The 22,949-nt window shown below is 60.3% G+C and carries 17 protein-coding genes; 11 read left to right on the top strand and 6 right to left on the bottom strand.

The genetic code is table 11. The annotated features are described in order from the left end of the window. Positions 1 to 9 precede the first annotated feature (9 nt). From LOY28_RS12790 to LOY28_RS12770, 5 genes are all read left to right on the top strand, one after another. On the top strand, positions 10 to 2,388 hold the full coding sequence (locus LOY28_RS12790; protein WP_258613985.1) for a hypothetical protein: 2,379 nt from the start codon (positions 10 to 12) through the stop codon (positions 2,386 to 2,388). A gap of 67 nt (positions 2,389 to 2,455) precedes the next feature. Beyond that, positions 2,456 to 3,379: a hypothetical protein gene (locus LOY28_RS12785; protein WP_138867414.1), complete on the top strand. Its 924-nt coding sequence runs from the start codon at positions 2,456 to 2,458 to the stop codon at positions 3,377 to 3,379. A gap of 19 nt (positions 3,380 to 3,398) precedes the next feature. Continuing rightward, positions 3,399 to 4,709 (top strand): hypothetical protein, encoded by a 1,311-nt coding sequence (locus LOY28_RS12780; protein ID WP_258613984.1) that lies wholly within the window; start codon positions 3,399 to 3,401, stop codon positions 4,707 to 4,709. A 3-nt stretch (positions 4,710 to 4,712) separates the two neighbouring features. Beyond that, the gene (locus tag LOY28_RS12775) at positions 4,713 to 6,521 is read left to right on the top strand and encodes a hypothetical protein (RefSeq protein WP_018928920.1); all 1,809 of its coding nucleotides are present in this window, start codon (positions 4,713 to 4,715) and stop codon (positions 6,519 to 6,521) included. A 33-nt stretch (positions 6,522 to 6,554) separates the two neighbouring features. Then, positions 6,555 to 7,610 carry a hypothetical protein gene (locus LOY28_RS12770; RefSeq protein ID WP_258613982.1) on the top strand — a complete coding sequence of 352 codons (1,056 nt, stop codon included), beginning with the start codon at positions 6,555 to 6,557 and terminating at the stop codon, positions 7,608 to 7,610. A 71-nt stretch (positions 7,611 to 7,681) separates the two neighbouring features. Here the strand turns inward: LOY28_RS12770 and LOY28_RS12765 are convergent, their stop codons facing one another. From LOY28_RS12765 to LOY28_RS12745, 5 genes are all read right to left on the bottom strand, one after another. Then, complete coding sequence (locus LOY28_RS12765; RefSeq protein WP_258614443.1) at positions 7,682 to 8,767, bottom strand: 2,3-butanediol dehydrogenase; 1,086 nt, start codon at positions 8,765 to 8,767, stop codon at positions 7,682 to 7,684. Positions 8,768 to 8,857: 90 nt separating this feature from the next. Beyond that, a complete protein-coding gene (locus LOY28_RS12760; RefSeq protein WP_258613981.1) occupies positions 8,858 to 9,970 on the bottom strand; it encodes an acetoin dehydrogenase dihydrolipoyllysine-residue acetyltransferase subunit in 1,113 nt (370 codons plus the stop codon). Beyond that, complete coding sequence (locus LOY28_RS12755; RefSeq protein WP_258613978.1) at positions 9,967 to 10,986, bottom strand: alpha-ketoacid dehydrogenase subunit beta; 1,020 nt, start codon at positions 10,984 to 10,986, stop codon at positions 9,967 to 9,969. The genes LOY28_RS12760 and LOY28_RS12755 overlap by 4 nt, the downstream gene beginning before the upstream one ends. Positions 10,987 to 11,019: 33 nt before the next feature. Beyond that, positions 11,020 to 11,997: a thiamine pyrophosphate-dependent dehydrogenase E1 component subunit alpha gene (locus tag LOY28_RS12750; protein ID WP_018928914.1), complete on the bottom strand. Its 978-nt coding sequence runs from the start codon at positions 11,995 to 11,997 to the stop codon at positions 11,020 to 11,022. 33 nt (positions 11,998 to 12,030) lie between these two features. Then, on the bottom strand, positions 12,031 to 13,089 hold the full coding sequence (locus LOY28_RS12745; protein ID WP_258613974.1) for an ATP-NAD kinase family protein: 1,059 nt from the start codon (positions 13,087 to 13,089) through the stop codon (positions 12,031 to 12,033). 346 nt (positions 13,090 to 13,435) lie between these two features. Between LOY28_RS12745 and LOY28_RS12740 the strand changes: the two genes are divergently transcribed. Next, positions 13,436 to 15,322 (top strand): sigma-54-dependent Fis family transcriptional regulator, encoded by a 1,887-nt coding sequence (locus LOY28_RS12740; RefSeq protein WP_258613973.1) that lies wholly within the window; start codon positions 13,436 to 13,438, stop codon positions 15,320 to 15,322. A 120-nt stretch (positions 15,323 to 15,442) separates the two neighbouring features. On the opposite strand, the gene LOY28_RS12735 is transcribed toward LOY28_RS12740, so the two are convergent. Next, positions 15,443 to 17,008, bottom strand: coding sequence for a carbohydrate porin (locus LOY28_RS12735; RefSeq protein WP_258613972.1), 1,566 nt, complete (start codon positions 17,006 to 17,008; stop codon positions 15,443 to 15,445). Positions 17,009 to 17,175: 167 nt separating this feature from the next. On the opposite strand from LOY28_RS12735, the gene LOY28_RS12730 reads away from it, so the two are divergent. The 5 genes from LOY28_RS12730 to LOY28_RS12710 are packed head-to-tail and all read left to right on the top strand — an operon-like array spanning position 17,176 to position 22,933. Continuing rightward, positions 17,176 to 18,450, top strand: coding sequence for an ABC transporter substrate-binding protein (locus LOY28_RS12730; protein WP_258613970.1), 1,275 nt, complete (start codon positions 17,176 to 17,178; stop codon positions 18,448 to 18,450). A 21-nt stretch (positions 18,451 to 18,471) separates the two neighbouring features. Next, positions 18,472 to 19,434 (top strand): carbohydrate ABC transporter permease, encoded by a 963-nt coding sequence (locus LOY28_RS12725; protein ID WP_028940760.1) that lies wholly within the window; start codon positions 18,472 to 18,474, stop codon positions 19,432 to 19,434. Further along, complete coding sequence (locus LOY28_RS12720) at positions 19,431 to 20,273, top strand: carbohydrate ABC transporter permease (protein ID WP_086945641.1); 843 nt, start codon at positions 19,431 to 19,433, stop codon at positions 20,271 to 20,273. The genes LOY28_RS12725 and LOY28_RS12720 overlap by 4 nt, the downstream gene beginning before the upstream one ends. Positions 20,274 to 20,300: 27 nt before the next feature. Next, complete coding sequence (locus LOY28_RS12715; protein WP_258613967.1) at positions 20,301 to 21,434, top strand: ABC transporter ATP-binding protein; 1,134 nt, start codon at positions 20,301 to 20,303, stop codon at positions 21,432 to 21,434. After that, positions 21,431 to 22,933, top strand: a complete 1,503-nt coding sequence (locus LOY28_RS12710) for a sucrose-6-phosphate hydrolase (RefSeq protein ID WP_258613966.1) — start codon at positions 21,431 to 21,433, stop codon at positions 22,931 to 22,933. Before LOY28_RS12715 ends, LOY28_RS12710 begins: the two co-directional genes overlap by 4 nt. Positions 22,934 to 22,949 lie beyond the last annotated feature (16 nt).

Below are 22,949 nucleotides of genomic sequence, written 5' to 3'. Positions count from 1 at the left end.
GAGCATGACATGAGCGTATTGAATTTCCCCCGTATCTACCTCAACGGCCACATGTTCTGGAACCCGCCAACAGCCAACAACAACGATGTGTTTCCACTCTATGACGCGGTCAACATGGATATTAACTGGCCGTTTGTGAACTTCTACGACATCACGCGCCAGAACGCCCCCAACAAGCTGATGCCCTGGGTCATCAGTCCCGTGAACAACGTCCCGGACTATGTGTCGATGGTGCCGACCAATGGCAGTCCGACCCCCTACATTCCCGCAGAATGGGATCTGTTTGGCGACAATGCCTGCGGCACGGTGAGCTACGACGATATCCGCTCCGTGGTCATCGGCGGCGAGCTGCAGGCCAACAACTACATCGCCCAGGATGCGCTGGTCGGCAAGAACTACCAATTGCTCGGTAACCCCTTTGGCAGCGCCAGTCCTACTGCCGCGCGCTTCGTGGACATCAGCCCGTGGCAGAACACCTTCACCGCGTTGTATTTCGACAAGCTGATGTTGGGGGATGATAAATGCGGCCTGACCCTCAATCGGCAATACCGGATGCTGGATCGATTCCTGAACTTCAATTGGGGGGCCCTCGGTGGTCTGAAGTATGTCACCACCACCTGGCAGACCTGCTTTCCTCAGGAAAACCTGGAATGGGTTATCGGCAACTCCGCGCTGCTGAGTCAGCTTCAACAGCAGATGAAGCAACAAGGAGCTCGTGGCTTGATGTTCAGGTTTTCCACCTACCTGACCTACTATGACAAGAACGGCATTTTCAACGATTTCCCGCCGATCAATACCCACTCCACGACAGCCGCGGACATGGCCAAAGTGCAAGCGATGTATCAGAAGGGCCTGGACAACGTTTCCGATATATTCTTCAACCCCGCCTACAGCCGCACCGCAGCGACCTTGGGTCTCTGGTTTGCCGACGAATACCCCACCGCACCCGCCGGCCGGCGCCTGGTATCTGCCAATCCGGTACCTGTTTTCAAAACAAACCAGCCTGTCGATGCCACAAGCATCACACTGGGTGTGATGTCGGCCCAGATTACCGGCAACACCCTGTCGCTGGATCTGGGCAACACTTTTCCGTTCTATCCAGTGGACTCCAACGCCCCGATCCCGACGGCCGAAAAATTCCATGCCGGCAACTATCTACTGGGCGTACGCAAGGATGGACAGTTCAACCCGGTGATCAACTTCGGTTTCGAGCAGTATCGACAAGCTGCCTTCGACAAACGTTCCGGCCTTCTGGACTTCACGCTCAACGACGCAGACAAGGCGACCCTGCAGGCCGGCCCTCTGGAGCTGCAGCTACAGGGCACACAAACGCCCCAGATCGCTTCCACTCAGCAGATGTGGACCGCCGAAGTGATAGAAAGCGGCAGTTTCATCGACGTGGGTGATCACAAGACGCTGCAAATCATGGTGCAAAAGGATGGCAAGCCAGCGGCCAACACCGTGCTGTGGGTGGCGGAGTATGGCAACCCCTTCTCGGTGACCACCAGCAACTACTATCTGGCATTCAGTAATCCGGCCGACTTCACACTGTTCTACGACCATCCGGCAGACCGTACATTGAACAAGCCCAATCTGCCGCAATTCAACGACATGCTCGCGATATCAAGCCACCTGGCTACCGGTAGCGGCCGTGGACTCATCGCCCTACAGGCCGTGGATACGTCGAATGCCGGGCCTTCGGGAATACCGGTAAATTATCAGCAGTTCCTGCATGACTTGGGCAAACCAGTCGCGGTCAATTTGCGCCCTTGCCTGACATTCGACTCAGCCATCTCCCGAACCGGGACGCTGCGCGATGCTCAGAACAGCATCGTCAATTACTCTGTTGCAAAGATCACCACCAACGCCAGCGGCATTGCCCAACTGGGCGTGAGTGCTCGAGCCCCGGGTTTTCCCACTCTGCGGTTCTTCGTGCAGGAAGATCACAACAACCCGGCCGTCCCCTTCAGTTTCAACTACACCCAGGCCTACACAGACTTCCTCGCCCCGATGCGCGTCCTGCCACTGGATCCTCAGTTGCAACAGGACTTCATCACCTACTGGAACTCCATCTGCACGCGTCAGAACGCCGCGACGCTGTTGTGGGAGAACTTCATCTACCCACGCATCTTGCAGACCTTCTATTACCTGTACCCGATCATGAACAAGTTCATGCCGCTCAACTCCCAGGCACGAGTTGAAGGCGCCATCGACCAACTGATTGTGCTGATCAGCAAGGAGTACCAGGAGGAAAGCACACTCGCCATGCCCATCACCCGCGACATGTCACAAAGCCGACGCGCCGTACTGGAGCTGTGGGCGCAGTCCCTGGTGAAACGCAATTACCCGCCCATCCCGCTCAGCATGAGCGACTACGAACAAGGCTAAAACTACAACGCTCAAGCAGGACCACCGGGTGACGAGTCTGTCACCCGGCACTTCACAGGAGTGTCATATGAAAGCCAGCATTTTGAACCGGCTGTTGCTGTTGACCCTGCTACTCATCCCGGCTCTATTCGCCCAGGCAGACAGCGGTGCCGTGTACTTCACCATGGGGGTGCACAACACCGAGGGGTGCAATGAACAGAACGGTAATTGCATCGCAACACGAGCACCGGGCGAGCCTTCCGATCCGTTTTTCCCGGCCTACTGGATCAGCGACTGGACCATGTACCGGGTGATGCACAACTACGAGAAAAACCCGCCGCCCTACAGCAATCCACCCACCACCCTGACCCCGGCGGACTACACCGTCTCTCGCGGCACCAGTTACTACGACACCGCCTACATCCCGCCGGATGGCGACGGCTTCGGCGCGATGATGGAACACTACGAGAAATACTGCCTGCCGATCTTCCCGATCAAGAACAACAACTACACCTGCTCCTTCGTGTCGCTGGGCAACAAGGCCTACTTCCTGACCTATCCCCAGGACCGTCCCAAGGACATGCCGGCCTGCTGCATGTTCTCGCCGATGAACCACCCACCACGGCAGGATTTCATCAAGCACCTGCCCTACAGTGCCGCGCGCAGCCAGAACCTCAATGGCAGCGTGCAAGCCTATGCCCTGGATGTCGACTCGCCACAAGGCCCGATCCTGTTCGGCTACGCCTTCTACAAGAACGTCACGGGACAACCGCCCTACCGGCATCCGCAATCGTTCTATTTCTCCGGTGATGCCAGCGTCGCCAACGCCCCCATCGTCAGCCAGAACTACACCAACTTCCGCATCGCCAAACCGGACCCGGCCCAGACCTGGGCGCAAGTGGCCGCCATGTGCCCGGCGAATCCGCCGCCCTGCCAATTGTTCGAGCCACCGGCGTCACAGAGCAACGGCCAAAAGGCGCAGTGGAACAAGCTCATGCAACGCAAACCCTGAATAACGACGAAGGATCGCCATGAAAACCACATTCCGTTTCTGCGTGATGTTAGTGGGCCTGGCCAGTCTGCCGGCCTTGATCCTGGAGCAGGCCCTGGCCCGAGAACAGGCCATGCCGTCGACGCAGGCCAGTAACCTGAGTTGCCAACCCCCCAGCACCGCGCCGGTCGCCACCGCCAGTCAGGACCAGTTCGATCAATACAGCTGGCAGATGTTCATCGCTTTGAACTGGCCCGCACAGGATGGGCAACGAGGTGATCCCGACTGCGCCAAACAGCTTGGGGATCCCGGCTACACCGTTTGGCAAACCTACAAGACCGTGGAGGAAATCTTTCTGCCGAGGGGTGCCAATCCTGGCCCGTGGAATACCCCGCAGACCGCCAAAAGCCTGGGCATCATCAACATCGCCGCGCTGAAGAACAGCACCCAGGTGAATGCCGTCGACCAGGCCGTCGGCGGCTGGCTGATCGACCAGGCAGGTAACCCGACCTACTACGACATCTCGGCCAACGAGACGTCCTACGACTACATCGTCAACAACAACTTCTATAACGCCGACGTCGTTTCCAAAGCCAATAACATCAACTTCCCCAATGGGGTCATCGAGGTCAAGTCGAGCTGGCGCATCCTCACCCCCAACGACAATGCCAGCCACTACCTGACCATGCTGGCGCGCGTGGCCACGTTCAACGACCAGGGCCAGCGCAGCGGTGTCACCGAGGCCTACCTGGGCCTGGTGGGCCTGCACATCATCACCAAGGTCAACGGCTATCCGCAGTGGATCTGGTCGACCTTCGAGCAGATCGATAACGTTCCGCCCAAGGAGTTGGTGCATGGCCAATGGGTCGATCAGCCAACAGCCGGCATGACCTACTCCTACTTCAACCCCGCGGCCCCGGCCATCACCCTCAACCAGTCACCCTGCGACTGGCAGACTCAGGGTACAAAACTGGTCTGCGTGCCCAAGCCCGGCACCACGTTCCAGACCCCGAACCCGCTGAACCGGGTCACCCCGATTGCCGAGATCACCAACGCCGTCAACACCAATTACCGCACCGACCCGGGCCTGCAAAGAAGCGTGCTGAAGTACTACCAACTCATCACCACCCAGCGCCCGCTGATGCCGGACAACCCCAGCAATCCACTGGGCCAGCCGACCCCGTCGCTCTCGGCCAACGTCACCATGGAGAGCTACATCCAGCCCAACAGCAGCTGCATGAATTGCCACTCCATGGCGACACCGGTCAAAAGTCCCTACAAGGCCGATTTCTCCTACATGTTCAAATTCGCCAACGCGCCTGTCGGCAAAACCACCAAGGACGAGGAATAGATCATGAGCATTCTCAATGGACCACGCCTGAATTTCTGGGGCGGCATCCGCACGGACGTCAGCCTGCCAAACAACTCCCCCACCATTCCTTACGACGGCAATGAGGAATGGCCGCTCTTCGACCTGACCACCTCGACCCTGGCACCGACTGCTCAGTCTTATACCGACGATCAGCTGAACAACATGATCAACGCGCCCGACGGCGACTACTACACCGCTGGCGGCTGGAATCACTATGGGCAGCATGTCGTCGACATGCAGAACGCCTTGATCAGTTCCCAGGGCAATCCGGGCAGCATCAGCACCACCGGCGACATGGTGGGCCAGCCGGTTTATCTGCTCGGCTCGGTGGATCCGGTGACCGGACAAGGCCCCGTCTCCGGCCCGATGATGGTGGACCTGGACCCCACCTCCTCAACGACCACCCAGATATTCGTCGGCGGCCTGCAGATTGGTGGTAACAGCGACATCCAGTTGCTGATTCGCAGTAATACCGTGTGCAGCAGTTTCGACGTGGCGGGACGTGTGCTGTTGCCCGCGAAAATGGATGCGCCGGGATCTTTCCACGCCAGCGGTACGTTTCAACTGACCTTCCCTTTGAGCAGCATCGTCAGCTGGAACCAGAACAGCAGTGGCCTGCGCTCGATCATCCAGGCACCGGGTGCGACCGGCATTGTCCTGCGTTTCGTCATGTTCGAAATGTGCCCCACGATGACCACGGAACAACTGGACGCCGATTATGCCGCCGGCCGATACACCCCCAACCCGAGCATCGGCAGGGTCATCGGTACACTGGCCCCGGCCTTCGCCGACGAGCCGCTGAACTGCCAGCCGGGCCGGCAACTGGTCAACCAGAGTACGGGGAATGCCGGCTATGCCGACCTGGGCGGCAACGGTTACCTGAGCATCGACATGGTGAACGTCATTCCGAAGCAAACCTTCAGGGCCGTCAGGGACGATATCACCAGCCCTATCGGACCGAACGCGAACTACGGCCCCGTCACCATCACCGCAGGCACCACTGAACTGGCCACCCTGGACCCGACCAACCGCTTTCTATTCGACTACTACGTGTATGGCGGCATCGTCGACCTGCCCCTGACCGCCAACCAGCTACAGGCAGTGCAGACCGCCGCCCTGGCGATCAACGCGCCCGGCAAGGTCGCCGGTACCACGTTGCAAGCCACCGAATCGACCTATCGGGTGTATGCCGATCAGCGCAACGTGTATCTGGAGGACTACCCCAATGGCCTGTCGATCACCTTGCAGGTCAGGTACTTGGGCGGTCCGGTCCCCAAAGCCACCGAAATCGACCTGCAGGCTGCTGCTCCTGCTGTTTACGATGAACCGCAATACTGGGATTTCCTCGATTTTCCTGCATCGCTGACCGTTAACCCTGGCCAGCTCGCGATCAGTTTCCCGGTCACCGTCAAAGCGGGTTCTGCCGCCCAGGCGGGCTTTGTCGCCTTGACCTGCACGGCCAATGGCCTTCCAAGCAGTGGCTACTTCACCAGCTTCCGCAAATACGCACAGACCGACTTCGGCATCCCCGCGGGCACCCACATCACCTGGGAGCTGATGTACCCGAACGTCCTGCGCTTTCACTACCTGGCCTTCCCCGCCATGTCGCGCTACATCCCGCTCAATCAGCCCGACGCGGTCATGGGCGCCAAGAACCCCATCCTCGCCCGAACTTCGGATGCGTACAAAGGCACCACGCTGTTCATGCCTGTGGTGCGCTCGATGTCGCCCTGCCAGCGGGCGCTGCTCCGGGCTTATCTCACCGGTGAACCGTGGCAACCGCCGCAGTAACCGCATCCATCCGTTATTCATGGAGAGAGCCCTATGCCCATTCCCATTAATATCCCTGCGCGGCCCAGCGAAACCCTGTGCCCGAGCACCATCATCGCCGAAGGCCTGCTGAACCCTCGGGGCATTTGCGTGCAGGCCGATGGCAGCCTGCTGCTGACCGAAGCCGGCTCGGGCCTGCCGGAACAGCCCTTCAGCGGTCGTATCAGTCGACTGCGACCGGATCCGCACAAGCCCGGCGCCTATCTGCCCGGCGAGATACTGGCGCAAGGTTTTCGCGCCATGAACATGCAGGCCCGCATGCTGCGCGATGAAATCATGGGGCTGTCGGACATCGCCTGCGGTGACGGGCGCTGTCTGGTCAGCCAGACCGATTACGTCGAGGGTTCCAAACTGCTGGACCTGCAATTCACACCGCCCGAACCGGTGTTTCACAGCCGTGGCAATCTGAATGCGCTGTGTTACCACCCGACCCGCCGCAGTTGGCTGGCGGTCAAGCCCGATACCAATCAGTTGGTGGAATTCACCAGCGGACAGGACGAACGCGTGCTGGTCCGGTTGCCCGAACTGGACCAGGGCCAGGAAGCCGTCCCGGTGACCCTGGTGTACGAACCGGCGACCGACGCAGTGCTGATCAGTCTGTTTTCCGGAGAGTTGCAGGGCGACCCGACGCGCAAGGGCGTCGACTTCGCCGAGAAGGCCGGCCAGGTGATTCGGGTCTGGCCTGACAGTGGGCAAATCGAGCTCCTGATTCGCGGCCTGCAACTGCCCACCGGACTGGCGCTGTGTCCGAAGGGCAACGTGTTGGTGCTGGAACTCTGCGATCGCCTGCAGCAACCCTTGCCACCCGACTGGAACGGCGAACCGCTGCATGGCGGCTTTACCCGTTTTACCGGGCGACTGCTGAGCTGCAATCTGCAAACCGCCCAGGTCGCCGTGCTCGCCCGCGACCTGGATACCCCTTCCAACTTGTGTCTGCTGGAGGATGCGGTACTGGTGAGCGAAGGCATGGGTTTGACCGGCCGGCCACTGCCCATGCCAGACAACACCGTCGTCCCGTTGAGCGGCAGGCTGCGGCGGGTGCAGCTCTGAAAAGGTGGGCCACACGTTGCCTGAACATTACCTGCCCCGAATTCGGCAGGAATGTTCAGGCTCGGTTCGCGTCAATCGCTTTCTGAGGCGTCTCGGATTCGAGCGGGTGACACGATGATTTTCACGTTGTGCTCCTTGTTGTTAACCAATTGCTCAAAGCCCTGCCCGACAATCTGTTCCAGCTGAATACGCCCGGTTATCAGCGGCGTGATGTCCAGCCGACCGTCGGCGATAAAGGCGATCACATCTGCGAACTCCCCGTTATAGGCGAGTGCACCCAGCACCTGTTTTTCGGTGGCGACCAGCTCGAAGAAATTGAACTCGCTGGGCTCCTCGAAGATGCCCACCAATACACACGTGCCGGCCTTGCGGATGAGGTCGATGGCGAGCTTGGCCGTGTGTTTGTTGCCGATGCATTCGAAACTGACATCCGCCCCCAGCCCGCCGGTCAGCCGCCGCACCTCAGCCAACGCATCACACTCATTAGGGTCCAGCACCTGGCTCGCCCCCACCTCCAGGGCCTTGGCCTTGCGCGCTCCCGACATTTCCAGAGCAATGACCTGGGCCGCGCCAGCCGCCTTGGCGCACATGATGGTGCACAGGCCGATGGTTCCCGCGCCAACCACCACCACATTTTTCCCCAGCAAACTCCCGGCCTTTTTCACCGCGTGCATGCCCACTGCAAGCGGTTCGATCAACGCCCCGGCTTCGGCGGGAAAGTTGGCCGGCAACTTGTAAAGCAGGTTGGCCGGTACGTTGACCAACTCGGCGAACGCGCCATTGTTCATCAGCCCGGTGAACGCCAGGTTCTCGCAAATGTTGTACAGCCCATGGGTACAGTAATAACAAGTGCCACAGTGCTGACAGGCATCGGCTGCCACCGGTTCGCCCACACTGAACCCCTGGACCCCGGTGCCGATTTCGACGATCTCGCCACAGAACTCATGACCGAGAATGCACTGCCCCCTGATGCCGGTCAGCGGGTGCGGCGCATCCACCGGAATGAACACTGGCCCGGCCACGTATTCATGCAAGTCGGAGCCGCAAATACCGCACCATTGCACGCGAATCTGCACCCAGCCCGCCGGTGGCGATACGGGCAACGGCACATCTTCGACGCGGATATCGTGACGACCATGCCAGACAGCGGCACGCATGCTGCGGGTCGGATCAATTGGAAGGCTCATGTTGGAATCTCCTTGAAATCGTCGGCCCTGGCGCCCGGCAAATGGCCGCCAGGGGAGGCATCAGTGTTGTTGGACAAAGTCCAGAATCAGCCGATTGACCTGCTCGGCCGCTTCCATCTGCACCATGTGCGCCTGACCCGGCAGGACTTCGACCCGGGCGGTCAGGCCAGCGCTGTGGGTCGCAGGAATGATCGCGTCGTCACTGCCCCAGATCAGCAACACCGGTTGCCGGTTTTCTTGCACCACGCCGCGCAGGTCGAGTTGTTGCCGCCCGTCTTTGAACAGCCCCGCAACCAGCAGGCGCAGGGCCGCATCCACCCCTTCCAGACGCTTGTACTTGAGCATGTCTTCGAGCATCTGCCGATTGACCAGTTCGGGGTCGGAGAACAGTTGCACCAATTGTGGCTTGAGGGCATTGCGGCTGGCTGCCTCGACAAAACCTTGCAGGTAATCGCCGTTGATTTCCGCACCCAGGCCGGCGCTGCCGATCAAGCTCAGGGAACGCACCCGCTGGGGAGCCAGGCGCGCCGTGTTCAGCGACACCGCCCCGCCCATGGAATGCCCCACCAGATGCGCCACGGGAACATCCAGATGATCGAGCAGAGCCAGCAGCACCCCGCTCAACTCATCCAGATTTCCGTGCTCCAACCGTTTGCTCGACTCGCCATGGCCCGGCAGATCCAGAGCAATCACCCGGCGCCCGGCGGCCAATGCGTCATGATTGAACATCCAGTTATTCAGGTCACCGCCGAACCCGTGCACCAGCACCAACGGCACCCCGCCTTCGCCGCGCTCGAAGTAACGGATCAGTCGCCCGTCCAGTTCGACCTTCTGCGGCTTCGGCCCACTGTCTTCCTCGGCACCGTCACCTGGCACGAACGCGGCCTGGAACTGCTCGATCACCGCATCGATCTCGGCCTCGCTGGCTTCGCCGTCGACCACGATGCCGAGCAATGCACCGACCGCGAGGGTTTCATCCTGGCGCGCGATCTGCCGGCGCAGCACACCGGAAAACGGCGCTTCGACACTGCTGGAAATTTTGTCGGTTTCTACGTCGAGCACTTCATCGCCCTTGGCGATCGCCTGGCCCTCCTCCTTGAGCCAGACATCGACCCGGCCTTCGGTCATGGACAAGCCCCACTTGGGCATGGTCAGGGTATGGATCTGGCTCATGAACGCTTGCTCCACTCGATCAGTTTGAGCACGGCGTTTTCGATCTTCGCCGCGTCGGGGATATAGAGGTCTTCCAGAGAGTCGGAGAACGGCACCGGTGTGTGCGGCGCGGTGACCATCTCGATGGGCGCCTTGAGCGAGGCGAACGCTTTTTGCGCCACCAGGGCCGAGATGTCGGTGGCCATGGAACAGCGCGGGTTGGCTTCGTCGATCACCACCAGGCGCCCGGTCTTTTCCACGCTTTCCAGAATGCTGTCTTCGTCCAGCGGGCTGGTGGTGCGCAGGTCGATGACCTCGCAGTCAATCCCCCGCCCTGCCAGGCTGCGGGCTGCATCCATCGCCGTATTGACCGTGCGCCCATAGGAAACCAGGGTCACGTCCTTGCCGTCGCGCAGGAAGTTGGCCTCGCCGAACGGGATGGTATAGAGCTCTTCCGGCACCTCGCCCTGCATGCTGTAGAGCAGTTTGTGTTCGCAGAAGATGACCGGATCGTTGTCGCGGATGGCCTGGATCAACAGGCCCTTGGCGTCATAAGGGGATGACGGGCAGACAACTTTCAGGCCGGGGATGTGGGTCCACAGCGACGTGAGCATTTGCGAGTGTTGGGCGGCGGCCCGCAGGCCCGCGCCGACCATGGTGCGAATCACCAACGGGGCGGAAGCCTTGCCCCCGAACATGTAGCGAAACTTGGCCGCCTGATTGAGGATCTGGTCCAGGCAGCAACCGGCGAAGTCGACGAACATCAACTCACACACCGGGCGCACGCCGCAGGTCGCTGCGCCTACCGCGGCACCGACATAACCCAACTCCGACAGCGGCGTGTCCAGCACGCGGCCGGGAAATTGGTGGTAGAGGCCCTTGGTCACGCCCAATACCCCGCCCCAGGCGTCGTTTTCACCGGGAGCACCGGCACCGCCGGCGACGTCTTCCCCCATGATGAACACGCTGGGGTCGCGGCGCATTTCCTGAGCCAGGGCTTCGTTGATTGCCTGCTGATAACTGATTTTTCTCGCCATGATAAAGGTCTCGATTCTTGTTATAGGGGGCGTTCAGGGATAGGAAACGTAGACGTCGGTGAGCAGGTCGGCGGCGCTTGGCTTGGGGTCGGACTTGGCCTTGCGCACGGCATTTTCGATCAACAGGTCCACTTCGCCATCGATCTGGTCCAACTGGCTGGCATCGATCAAGCCGGTCCGAGTGGTGCGCTCGCGAAACTGCATCAGGCAGTCATTGTGTTCGCGGAAATACTTGACCTCGTCCGGTGCCCGATAGGTCTGGGCGTCGCCTTCAAAGTGACCGTAGTAGCGGGTCAGCTTGACCTCGATCAACGACGGTCCTTCACCGGCTCGGGCGCGCGCCACCGCGGCACCGGCGGCTTCGTGAACGGCGAAAAAGTCGAAGCCGTCGACGGTGACCCCAGGCATGCCGAAACCGGCTGCGCGGTCGGCGATGTGATCGCAGGCCACCGACCAGTTGGACGCCGTGGCCTCGGCGTAACCGTTGTTCTCGGCAATGAACAGGCACGGCAGGTTCCACACCGATGCCATATTCATCGCTTCGAACACGGCCCCTTCGTTGGAACCGCCGTCGCCGAAGAACGCCACGGCGACGCCGTCGGTCCCCTTGAGCCTGGCGGCCAGGGCCGCCCCTACCACCAGCGGTGCACCGGCACCGACGATGCCATTGGCACCGAGCATGCCTTTCTCGAAATCGGCGATGTGCATGGAGCCGCCCTTGCCCTGACAGACTCCGGTTTTCTTACCGTAGATTTCGGCCATCATCCCGTGCACATCAACGCCCTTGGCGATGCAATGACCGTGGCCACGGTGGTTGGAGGCGATGCAGTCGTCATCCCTCAGGTGAGCCATGACACCGGCGGCCGAGGCCTCTTCACCGGCATAAAGATGGACGAAACCGGGAATCTCGCCGGTGGCGAACTCCACGTGCAGGCGCTCTTCAAAGACGCGGATGGTGCGCATCACCCGATAGGCATGCAGCAATTGATCAGCAGTCAGCTGTGTCGACATTTTTATTCTCCAGGGTGTCTTGAGGCTCAAGTTTCAAAGTGCAAGGTTCAAAGGGTGTTGCGGGTGTTCACGACCGATGGCCAGCAGCCGCTCTTGCGCGGCATAGGCCAGCGCCGCATTGACATCGATGCTCAGCGGACCGCCGGCATCGAGGGTGACGGTGGGCAAGTCATCGGCGTTGAATTCGATTTTCCGTTCGCCATCCAGGGCCAGGGTGCCGCTGCTCAGGCACAGGCGATGGGCAACACCGGGTTCAAGGCTGGCGGCCGCGAGTACGCCGCAGCCTTGCAACAGGCCGGGCGCCAGGGGCACCAGCAAGGCTTCGGACGATTGCGGATCAAGGCGCATCCAGGCACCGTTGGGGGCTTGGCGCGAGACCGGAAACCACAAGCCGCAGAGGGCCGATATGCCAATGGACTGAGGTTCCGCGAAGGTGACGAACACCTCCGCCAGATCGATCCCACGGCTGATTGCACGGGCGCCGATGAAGGGCAGCGGGGACACTGCCACGTCTACCAGCGCCACTTCGCACAGGTCGCGGCTCGGAATCCGCACCAGCAGGCGTTTATTGCGACGCAAGGCAATTTCGGGTGGGATCCGGCCGCTGGCGAATAGCCCGCCGGCCAGCCCGGCGCTGGTGGCCTCACGCAGTTCCGGGAAGGCATTGTTGGTCCCCGTCGACAGGGTCAGCAGCGGAATGTCGCCGACTTCGGCAGCCACCGCTTTGTGGGTGCCGTCACCGCCGAGCACGGCAATCAGCGACACGCCGCGTTCAGCCATCCAGCGCGCGGCCTGGCGAGTGTCCGCCACGCTCTGGCGCAAGGTCAGTTCCAGGAACTCCAGAGTTGGCCAGTGGCTGTCACGCGCCTGGCGGCCATGACTGTTCTTCTTCACCGCCGCCGCGATGCCGGTCATGTCGGTGGGCATCAGCACGCGCTCGACACCGGTGGCGCCAAAAGCCGCCAGCAGCCGTTGGATCACCGAGACCTTGTCGGTGCTGGAAAACAGCCCGGCATTCGCCGTCAGGCGCCTTACGTCCCGGCCGGACGCCGGATTGGCAATGATGCCGACGGTCAGGGGCAAGCGACTCATGTCGCCACCACGGGTACGGCAAAGTAAAAGCCTCGGCAGGAGGACATAGGGCACCTCTTGTTATTATCGGGTTGCCAGTCGTGCTGGTTGCCAGGGTTAGAGCAAGGCCGGTGCCAGAATCGCAAAAGATCGCCGAAAAGCCCGTTCCAGAGCGGTTTTGACTACATTTCCAAGTGATAGGATCCCGCTCGATTGAGACGTCCCATGTCAGCCTGCACGGGTTAGTGGTCAGACCTTGAGACGTCGCGTCTCAGCTTCGCAGTGAGGTGAACCGATGCTTGTCGACCGTCCGTGAACGGCGCTTAATAGCCCGCACAACTAAAAGAAGATCGAATCGGAGGCCCTAATGCTTTCCGCACACTCGAAGGCGCATGTGGATTGCGTCAGCCGTGTTTTGAAGAACGCAGCGCACCTGCCGCAACTGCCGGTGCCGGACTTGATCCTGGATTCCTGGCGCCGCTCCATGGAGCAACACCACTTGGACCCTGGCTCATTACAAGGGCCGCGGATCCTGTCCCAGAACGTGCTGCAAGAGTGTCGAGAACGCTCAGAACTGTTCCTGCGCATCGCCAGCGAAGAAGTCGCCCGACTCCATGGTCGTGTGCGCGATGCCGACTACTGCGTGTTGCTCACCGACGCCCAGGGCCAGACCATCGACTATCGCGTGGAAACCTCCATCCGTAATGATTGCCGCAAAGCAGGCCTGTACCTGGGTACCTGCTGGTCAGAAGGTGAGGAAGGCACCTGCGGGGTGGCTGCGGTGCTGACCGCACGAACACCGGTTACGGTGCACAAGCGGGATCACTTCCGCGCGGCTTTTATCGGACTCACCTGCTCCGCCGCTCCGGTCTTCGACCCTCGGGGGGAACTGCTCGGGGTGCTCGATGTGTCTGCGGTGCGTTCGCCGGACGACCGTCGTTCGCAGCATCTGATCCGGCAGCTGGTAGTGCAGAGCGCACGGGAAATAGAACAGGCGTTTTTCATGAACAGTGCCCAGGGTTACTGGGTGCTGCGGGCCCACAACAGCCCGGGCTACGTCGACAGCCAGCCCGATTACCTGCTCGCCTGGGACGACGACGGCCAACTGCAGGCACTCAACCCCGCGGCGCGGCAGTGGCTGTCGCAAAGTTTTGGTCACCTGCCGGACCACATCGGCCAAGTGTTCGATCAGCAGTTATTGCATCGCGCCAAAGACGAATCACTCTGCCTGTTTCACTGCCGGGGTGGCCGCCATGTCTTGCATGGGCGACTCAGCGCGCCACGGCAGGTGAAACGCAGCCCGGCTCGGCGGGTACTGTCACCCGCCGAACTCGACCCGCGACTGGAAGAAAGTTTGCGCCTTGCGGTTCGGGTCAAAGACCGTAATCTGCCGGTGCTGATCCACGGCGAAACCGGTTCCGGCAAGGAAGTCTTCGCCCGCCAGCTGCACCAGGCCAGTCTGCGCCGTGATCGACCTTTTATTGCGGTGAACTGTGCAGCGATTCCCGAAAACCTGATCGAAAGCGAGCTGTTTGGTTATGCAGCCGGCGCCTTCACTGGTGCTTCGAATAAAGGCATGCAAGGTCTGCTGGAACAGGCCGATGGCGGCACTCTGTTTCTCGATGAAATCGGCGATATGCCCCTGACCCTGCAAACCCGGCTACTGCGGGTTTTAGCCGAGGGCGAAGTGGCGCCCCTGGGAGCGTCGAGAAGCAAGGCGATAGACATTCAGGTCGTCTGCGCGAGCCACCGCGATCTGGAAGCCCTGGTGACCAGCGGCGAGTTTCGCGAGGACCTGTACTTCCGCCTCAGTGGTGCGCGATTCCAATTGCCGCCGTTGCGCGAACGCAGTGATCGACTGGCATTGATCAACCGGATACTCGAAGAAGAATCGTCGGCCTGCGCGATGGCGATGCAACTGGGAAGCGCCGCACTGGAATGCCTGCTCGGCTATCGCTGGCCGGGTAATGTGCGCGAACTGCGGCACGTATTGCGTTACGCCTGCGCGGTGTGCGAGACCGACTTGATTCTGTTGAGTGACTTGCCTGAGCATCTGCCCGGCCGTCGACTCAATGATTCGGCGTCAGCTGACGCCTTGGAACGCTGCGCCAGTCCGGAACGCGAGGCACTCATCGATGCCCTCGTGCGTCATCGCTGGAAACCCACACCAGCGGCCAAGGCTTTGGGCATCTCCCGGGCAACGCTGTATCGACGGGTCCATCAACATGGCATCGACATGCCTGGCAGGGGCTGACCACAATTTCATCCGGCGGCCCCGCTCAATGAGCGTTGGCCACCGGACAGCACAATGGACTTGCATCGATCACAGTATTGGTGAACGGCATCGAATAAATGTGGGAGCAAGCCCCGGCTATTAAAACCAGGTCTCCATCTGTATCCCGTATTGCCACACACCCCCAGCGTTGAAGTCTGTCTTGCCAAAGTTGTCTGTGGAGCTGTATCGGTCCAGGTCCGAAGACCAGTTCATGAAGCTGGCGAACACGCGCAATTCTGGGCGTGTGAGCAGGTCTCCAACGTCGGGTTTGAAGGTCGGGGCGATGGTGAATTTCCAGAAGTTGCCGTCCACCGCATTACGTTGCAGGTAACCCTTGGGGTCGAGGTTCATGGTTTGCCAGCTCATTTCGTAGGCCATCTCGAAATTGCTGTTGATTTCATTGGCCAACCGCATGTTCAGGGTCATCCAGCGGTAGTCGTCACCCTTTACGTAGCGATCCTTGCTTTGTTCGGCCAGCAGACTTGGACCGATGCGCCAGTGGGGTGCAATCGGTGTCTCGCCGTATAGCGCAAGGCGCAGCGCACGGGCGTCTTCGATCAGTTCGCCGTCCGAGCCAATGTTCTTGACCTCGGCCCCCAACCCTTGCCCGTAGAGCAGCGCCGTCTTGAAGAAGCCTTCCCTGCCGAAAAAGTTTTTCTGGTGGTTGGCCACCATGCTGTGCAAGCCGGAGTCCGCAGGCTTCAGGCCCGCTTCATTGGTGCGAGTGCTAAAGTCGTTTTTCTTTGAACCAATACCATTGAACATCCACTGCCACTGACCATTATCGAAGAACTGGTTGGAGGTGAGGATGTAGCTTTCCACATCGGCATTGACACCGCCCTCGCTGAAATCCCCGTAGTTACGCCCGATCAACGAGTAATTCGAGCGCCAGTTCTTGTTCATCTGCACGTCGTAGATACCACCCCCGGTGCCGGCCAGAAAGACGACGTCCGAGTCCAGCCAATGGATATCGAAGTTGTCCCTGTCGAATCGCTTGCCTGCCCACAAGGTGGCGTTCTCGAACGTCGAATTGCCCTTGAATGCGGCGAGATGATCGAGTTCCGTAAATACCTGGCGCACATTCAGGTTACTTTCGGCGGCCGTCCAGTCATTGGAGCTTTCCACTCCATCGGCGATGGAAACCGTGAATTTGGAATGGGTGCCGTTCTGCGCATAGGCTTCTTTCGACAGGTCTATACGCATGTAAGTATCGTCTTCATTACCCAGTCGCCCGACTGCACCACCGACTGAACCGGCAGGCGTTGTATAAGGACCGCCCCGCCCGCCCCCCAGGCCATCGTTGATCAGCAATCCGGAGCGGGCGTAGCCCTTGAAGCTGAACCCGTCGGTGAGGTGTCCGGTGCTGCTCTCCTTCTCCAGGCTTTGCTGACGGGCTTCGAGTTTTGCCAGCCGTGTATCCAACGTGGGCGCCGCAGTGGCGGTCGCAGTGGACGCAACAGGCTGCAAGGCGGGAGTGGACTGTTTGAGCTGCTGCAGTTCCCTGGCGAGCGCCTGGGTTTGTTGTTCGGCGGCGGCTGCACGTTTTTCCGCAGCGCTGGCGCGGGCTTCAAACGCGGCCATGCGTTCTTCCAGAGTCGCGGCCTGAGCAGTGGCCGCCGAGGTGCCGAGTACGCCTGCGAGTAGCCAGCTTGATGCTTTCTGCATGGGGGATTTCCTGTTTTGTTTTTATTTTTTGTCCTGCGACCGGCCTTTTTTTCGTGAATTGTTAATTGTCAAAATCCACGAAAAAAAGGATGCCTCATCGCAAATACGCTGCTACATTTGGCGATGTTAACGTTAACTTTTCTAAAAACAAAAATAAAGAGGGCTTTATGAAACAGCTCAAATCACTCTTTCCAGCAGCACTGCTTGCCCTTTGCGCCGGGCTTCCATCCCTCTCCAGCGCAGCCAATCTGACGATTTCCTGCGGTGCGGTGGGCGCGGAATTACAACTGTGCAAAGAGGCCGTCGAGGCGTGGTCTCAACAGACCGGCAATCACGTCGAGGTGGTGTCCACGCCTAACTCGGCAACCGAGCGGTTGTCGTTCTATCAACAGATCCTCAGTGCGCAGTCCAGCGACATCGACATCATTCAGATCGACATGGTGTGGCCGGGGATGCTGGCCAAACATCTGCTGGATCTGCGCGAGGTGCTGCCCGCCGACGCAACCCAAGGCTACTTCCAGGCACAGGTGGACAACGCCACGGTGAACGGACGGCTGGTGACGATGCCGTGGTTCACCGACTCGGGCCTGCTGTATTACCGCAAGGACTTGCTCGAGAAATACAACAAGCAAGTCCCCCAGACTTGGGAGGAAATGACCGCTACCGCCAAGGATGTACAACAAGCCGAGCGCAATGCCGGCAACGCCAACGCATGGGGGTACATCTTTCAAGGGCGCGCCTACGAAGGCCTGACGTGTAATGCGCTGGAATGGATCAGCAGCCAACCGGACGGCGGGCTGGTCAATCCACGAGGCGACATCGTGGTCAACAGCCAGGCCTCAAGAACGGCGTTGACCCTGGCCAAAAGCTGGGTAGGCGACATCTCCCCGCGTGGCGTGCTCAATTACACCGAGGAAGAAGGACGCGGCGTATTCCAGTCGGGCAATGCGCTGTTCATGCGTAATTGGCCTTATGTCTGGGCCCTGGTGCAAAGCCAGGACAGTGCGGTAAAAGACAAGGTCGGGGTCGCTCCCCTGCCCCGTGGCGGCAGCACCGGCACCCATGCCTCCACCCTCGGCGGGTGGGGTTTGGCGGTATCGCGTTACAGCGCCAACCCGAAGCTTGCCGCCGAACTGGTGAGCTACCTGAGCAGTGCCCAACAGCAAAAACATCGTGCGTTGATTGGCGCCTATAACCCGGTGATCGAGTCGCTTTACCAGGATCCCGAGCTGCTCGCGGCCATGCCTTATTACAGTCAGCTGCGCAGCATTCTCAACGATGGCGTCATGCGCCCCGCTTCAATCACCGCCGCGCGTTATCCACGGGTTTCCAATGCGTTCTTCGATCAAGTGCATGGCGTGCTGGCCGGCGAGTTGCCGGTCGATCAGGCGCTGACCGAACTGGAAGGCGAACTCACGCGCATCAAACACCGGAACTGGTAAGCCACAAGGAAGAAAATCACCATGTCTGTCTCTATTGCCCATGCTCCCTGTGACGAGCTCCTGCTCACCAGGGAAACGCCGGTACAGCGTCGCCGAGTGCGCGCTGCCTGGCTATTTCTGACGCCGATGTTGCTGTGTCTGGCCCTGGTGGCGGCCTGGCCGTTGCTGCGGACATTCTGGTTCAGCCTGACCGACGCCAACCTGGCGGACACCGCTGGCGGCACCTTCGTTGGCCTGAGCAATTATCTGTTCCACAACGGTTCCAGCTGGTCGGGCATCCTGGTCGATCCGCAATGGTGGAACGCGGTGCGCAACACCCTGCATTTCACCGTGGTGTCGGTGGGGCTGGAAGTCGTGCTGGGGCTGCTGGTGGCGTTGCTGCTGAACATCAAGTTCACCGGCCGTTCCCTGGTGCGAGCGTTGATTCTGATTCCGTGGGCGATTCCGACCATTGTCTCGGCGAAGATCTGGTCGTGGATGCTCAATGACCAGTTCGGCATCATCAATCACCTGATGCTCAGCCTCGGCCTGATTACCGCGCCTCTGGCCTGGACTGCAGATGCGGATCTGTCGATGTGGGCGGTGATTATCGTCGACGTCTGGAAGACCGTGCCGTTTGTCACCCTGCTGATGCTCGCCGCCTTGCAGATGTTGCCGAGTGACTGCTACGAAGCCGCCAGGGTCGATGGTATTCATCCACTGAAGGTGTTCTGGCGGGTCACGCTGCCACTGCTGATGCCCGCATTGCTGGTGGCGGCGATCTTCCGCATCCTCGACTCCCTGCGGGTGTTCGACGTGATTTATGTGCTGACCTCGAACTCGTCGAGCACCATGAGCATGTCGGTCTATGCCCGCCAACACCTGGTGGAGTTCCAGGACGTCGGTTACGGCAGCGCCGCCTCGACCCTGCTGTTTCTGGTGGTTGCAGTGATCGCCATGCTTTATCTCTACCTCGGACGCCGTCAACTGGAGGTCCGGTCATGAGCCCTCGCCTACTGAAAAAAGCGCTGTTGCGCTTCGGTTTCTGGTGCCTGATCGGGGTGTTGCTGCTGTATGCGGTGTTCCCTTTCTACTACGCCATCGTCACGTCGCTGAAGCCGTCCAGCGCCTTGTTCGAGGTGAGTTACTGGATCAAAAAACCCGACTTCTCCAATTACGCGGCGGTGCTCAACCAAGCCTCATTCTTGCGGGCTATCGGTAATTCACTGGTGGTCGCGCTTAGCGTAGTGACGCTGGCGCTGTTCCTCAGCCTGACCGCTGCTTATGCCTTGGGCCGGGTGAAATTCCGTGGGCGTGGCACGGTGTTGATGATGGTCCTTGGGGTGTCGATGTTTCCCCAGGTCGCGGTGCTGTCGGGGCTGTTCGAGGTGATCCGTGCCTTGGGCCTGTACAACACGTCCTGGGCGTTGATTCTCAGCTACACGATTTTCACCCTGCCCTTCACCGTTTGGGTGCTGACCACGTTCATGGGTCAACTGCCCCATGAACTGGAAGAAGCGGCAATCATGGATGGCGCCTCACCCTGGATCACGCTGACCCGGGTGCTGTTGCCGCTGCTCTGGCCCGCCCTGGTCACCACTGGCTTGCTGGCTTTCATCGCGGCGTGGAACGAGTTCCTGTTTGCCCTGACCTTCACCCTCACCGACACCCAACGCACGGTGCCAGTGGCCATCGCCCTGATTTCCGGCGGCAGCCCCCATGAGTTGCCTTGGGGGTTGTTGATGGCGGCATCGGTGCTGGTCACCGTCCCACTGGTGATTCTGGTGCTGATCTTCCAGCGCCGAATCGTTTCCGGCCTCACTACCGGCGCGTTAAAGGGTTGATGCCCGACAACTACAAGGAACAGCATCGTGATCAAGTTGAAACTGGATAACGTGAACAAACAATTGGGCGGTGCGCGGATTCTGCGCGACGTCAATCTGGAGATCGCGGCGGGTGAGTTCGTGGTGTTCGTCGGCCCTTCGGGCTGCGGAAAGTCGACCCTGCTGCGCCTTATCGCCGGACTGGATTCGATCTGCGCCGGCGACCTGCTGATCGACGGGCGTCGGGTCAACGACCTGGAGCCGCGCGAGCGTGGCGTCGGCATGGTGTTTCAGTCTTATGCGCTCTACCCGCACATGAGCGTCTACGACAACATCAGTTTTGGTCTCAAATTGGCCAAGACCGAAAAGACCAGCCTGCGCGAGCGTGTGCTGAAAACCGCGCAAATCCTGCAACTGGACAAGCTGCTGCAACGCAAGCCAAAGGAATTGTCTGGCGGGCAGCGTCAGCGTGTCGCCATGGGCAGAGCCATGGCACGGGAACCGGACATTCTGTTGTTCGATGAGCCGCTCTCCAACCTGGATGCGTCCTTGCGGGTGCAGATGCGCAACGAAATCGCCCGGCTGCATGCCCGGCTGGGCTCGACCATGATCTACGTCACCCACGATCAGGTTGAAGCGATGACCCTGGCCGACAAAATTGTCGTGCTCAATGGCGGTCGCGTCGAACAGGTCGGCTCACCACGCGAACTCTATGAGCGCCCGGCCAGTCGTTTTGTCGCCGGTTTTCTCGGCTCACCCAGAATGAACTTTCTGCCGGCGCGCTTGCAGGCGTCGGGCGAAACCAGCCTGGTCGACAGCCCCGTGTTGGGGATGACGTCCCTGCCCTTCGACAGCTCGAACCTGGCGACGGACGCTCCGCTGAGCCTGGGCATTCGCCCGGAACACGTGTCGCTCAAGGCAGCGGAAGGAGCCGCTGGCACCGTGGTGACCGCGGTCGAATACCTGGGCAGTGAAACTTATGTGCACCTCGAGACAGGTCAGGACGAGCCACTGATCTGTCGTTGTGAAGTCAACGCCGGATGGCAGGCGGGCGACCGGGTCGAGCTGCAACTGGACGTCGACAACCTGCACCTGTTCGACGCTGACGGCACAGCCTTGAAGCGTCACCCACATGCCATTGAAACCGTCCCTCTGCGCCCGGCACGAGCAGGCGCCCTATGACTTTGTCTTTGAATACCATGAGCGATCCAATGCCTGATTCCCTTGACCTTGCGCAGCGAGCGCTCAGTGACGGCCTGTCTCGGGTCATCCACGATTACCGCCCCGGTTATCACCTTGCCCCCCCGACAGGCTGGATGAACGACCCTAACGGGGTGGTGTACTTCCGTGGCGAGTATCACGTTTTCTATCAACACCACCCCTTTGACGCGAAGTGGGGCCCGATGTATTGGGGGCATGCCAAGAGTGCCGACCTGGTCCATTGGCAGCATCTGCCGATTGCCCTGGCGCCCGGCGATGAATTCGACCGCGACGGTTGTTTTTCCGGTAGCGCGGTGGTGTGTGGAGACACCCTGGCGCTGATCTACACCGGGCACACCTGGCTGAAGGATGTGGGTGATGAAAGCTCGATTCGTCAAGTCCAGTGCCTGGCCACCAGTGTCGACGGCATTCGCTTCGTCAAGCATGGCGCTGTCATCGAGACCGCGCCACAAGACTCGATCATGCACTTTCGTGACCCCAAGGTCTGGCGGGAAGATGACTATTGGTTCCTGATTGCCGGCGCACGGCTGGGCGATAAGCCGCTGCTGCCACTGTACCGTTCCACGGATCTGCACACCTGGGAGTTCCTCGATTATGTAGCCAGCGGCAGCGAGGGCGATGGCTATATGTGGGAGTGCCCGGATCTGTTTCGCCTGAACGGGCGCGACGTGCTGCTGTACTCCCCTCAGGGCATGCAACCCCACGGTTACGAACGGCTCAACAAGTACCAGACCGGTTATCGAGTGGGCCAACTCGACAGCCAATGGCACTTCACCGGCGGGCCTTTTATCGAGCTGGATAACGGCCACGATTTCTATGCCGCGCAAACGCTGGTGGCCGCCGATGGTCGGCGCCTGGTGTGGGCGTGGCTCGACATGTGGGAAAGCCCAATGCCGAGCCAGGCTCATCACTGGTGCGGCATGCTCGGTTTGCCGCGCGAACTTGAACTGCATGACGATCGCCTTTGCGTGTATCCGGCACGGGAGCTCACCGCGCTGCGCGAGGCGCCATTGCCGGGTACGTCCTGGTGGGATGGTTCGGGGGCCCGGCGGGTACCGGAAGTGAATGGCGACCTGCTGGAAATCCATGTGCATCTGGATCTGCTCGGTTGCACCGACGGGCACTTGGGAATCGCCTTGCGCTGCAGTGACGATGATGATGAAGAAACCTTACTCTACTACGATGCGGCGCTGCAGCGCCTGGTGCTGGACCGCAGCCGCTCGGGTGCGCAAGTCAGCGGCCAGCGCAGCGTGTCGATAGACCCGACACAAGAGCGACTGGAACTGCGCGTGTTTCTCGATCGCTCGTCCATCGAGGTGTTCGACGAAAACGGGCGTTTCAGCCTCAGCAGTCGCCTCTATCCGCGGCCCGACAGTCTGGGCGTGAAGTTGTTTAACCACGGCAGTGGCGGGCGTGCTTCGATTCCCAGGGCGTGGCCTCTCGCTTCAGGTTGGGTATGAGCGCTGTCATTCGAGT

Origin of the sequence: Pseudomonas sp. B21-017, assembly GCF_024749245.1 — a bacterium.
Lineage (GTDB): Bacteria > Pseudomonadota > Gammaproteobacteria > Pseudomonadales > Pseudomonadaceae > Aquipseudomonas.
This window is presented reverse-complemented; position numbering and strand designations above follow the sequence as displayed.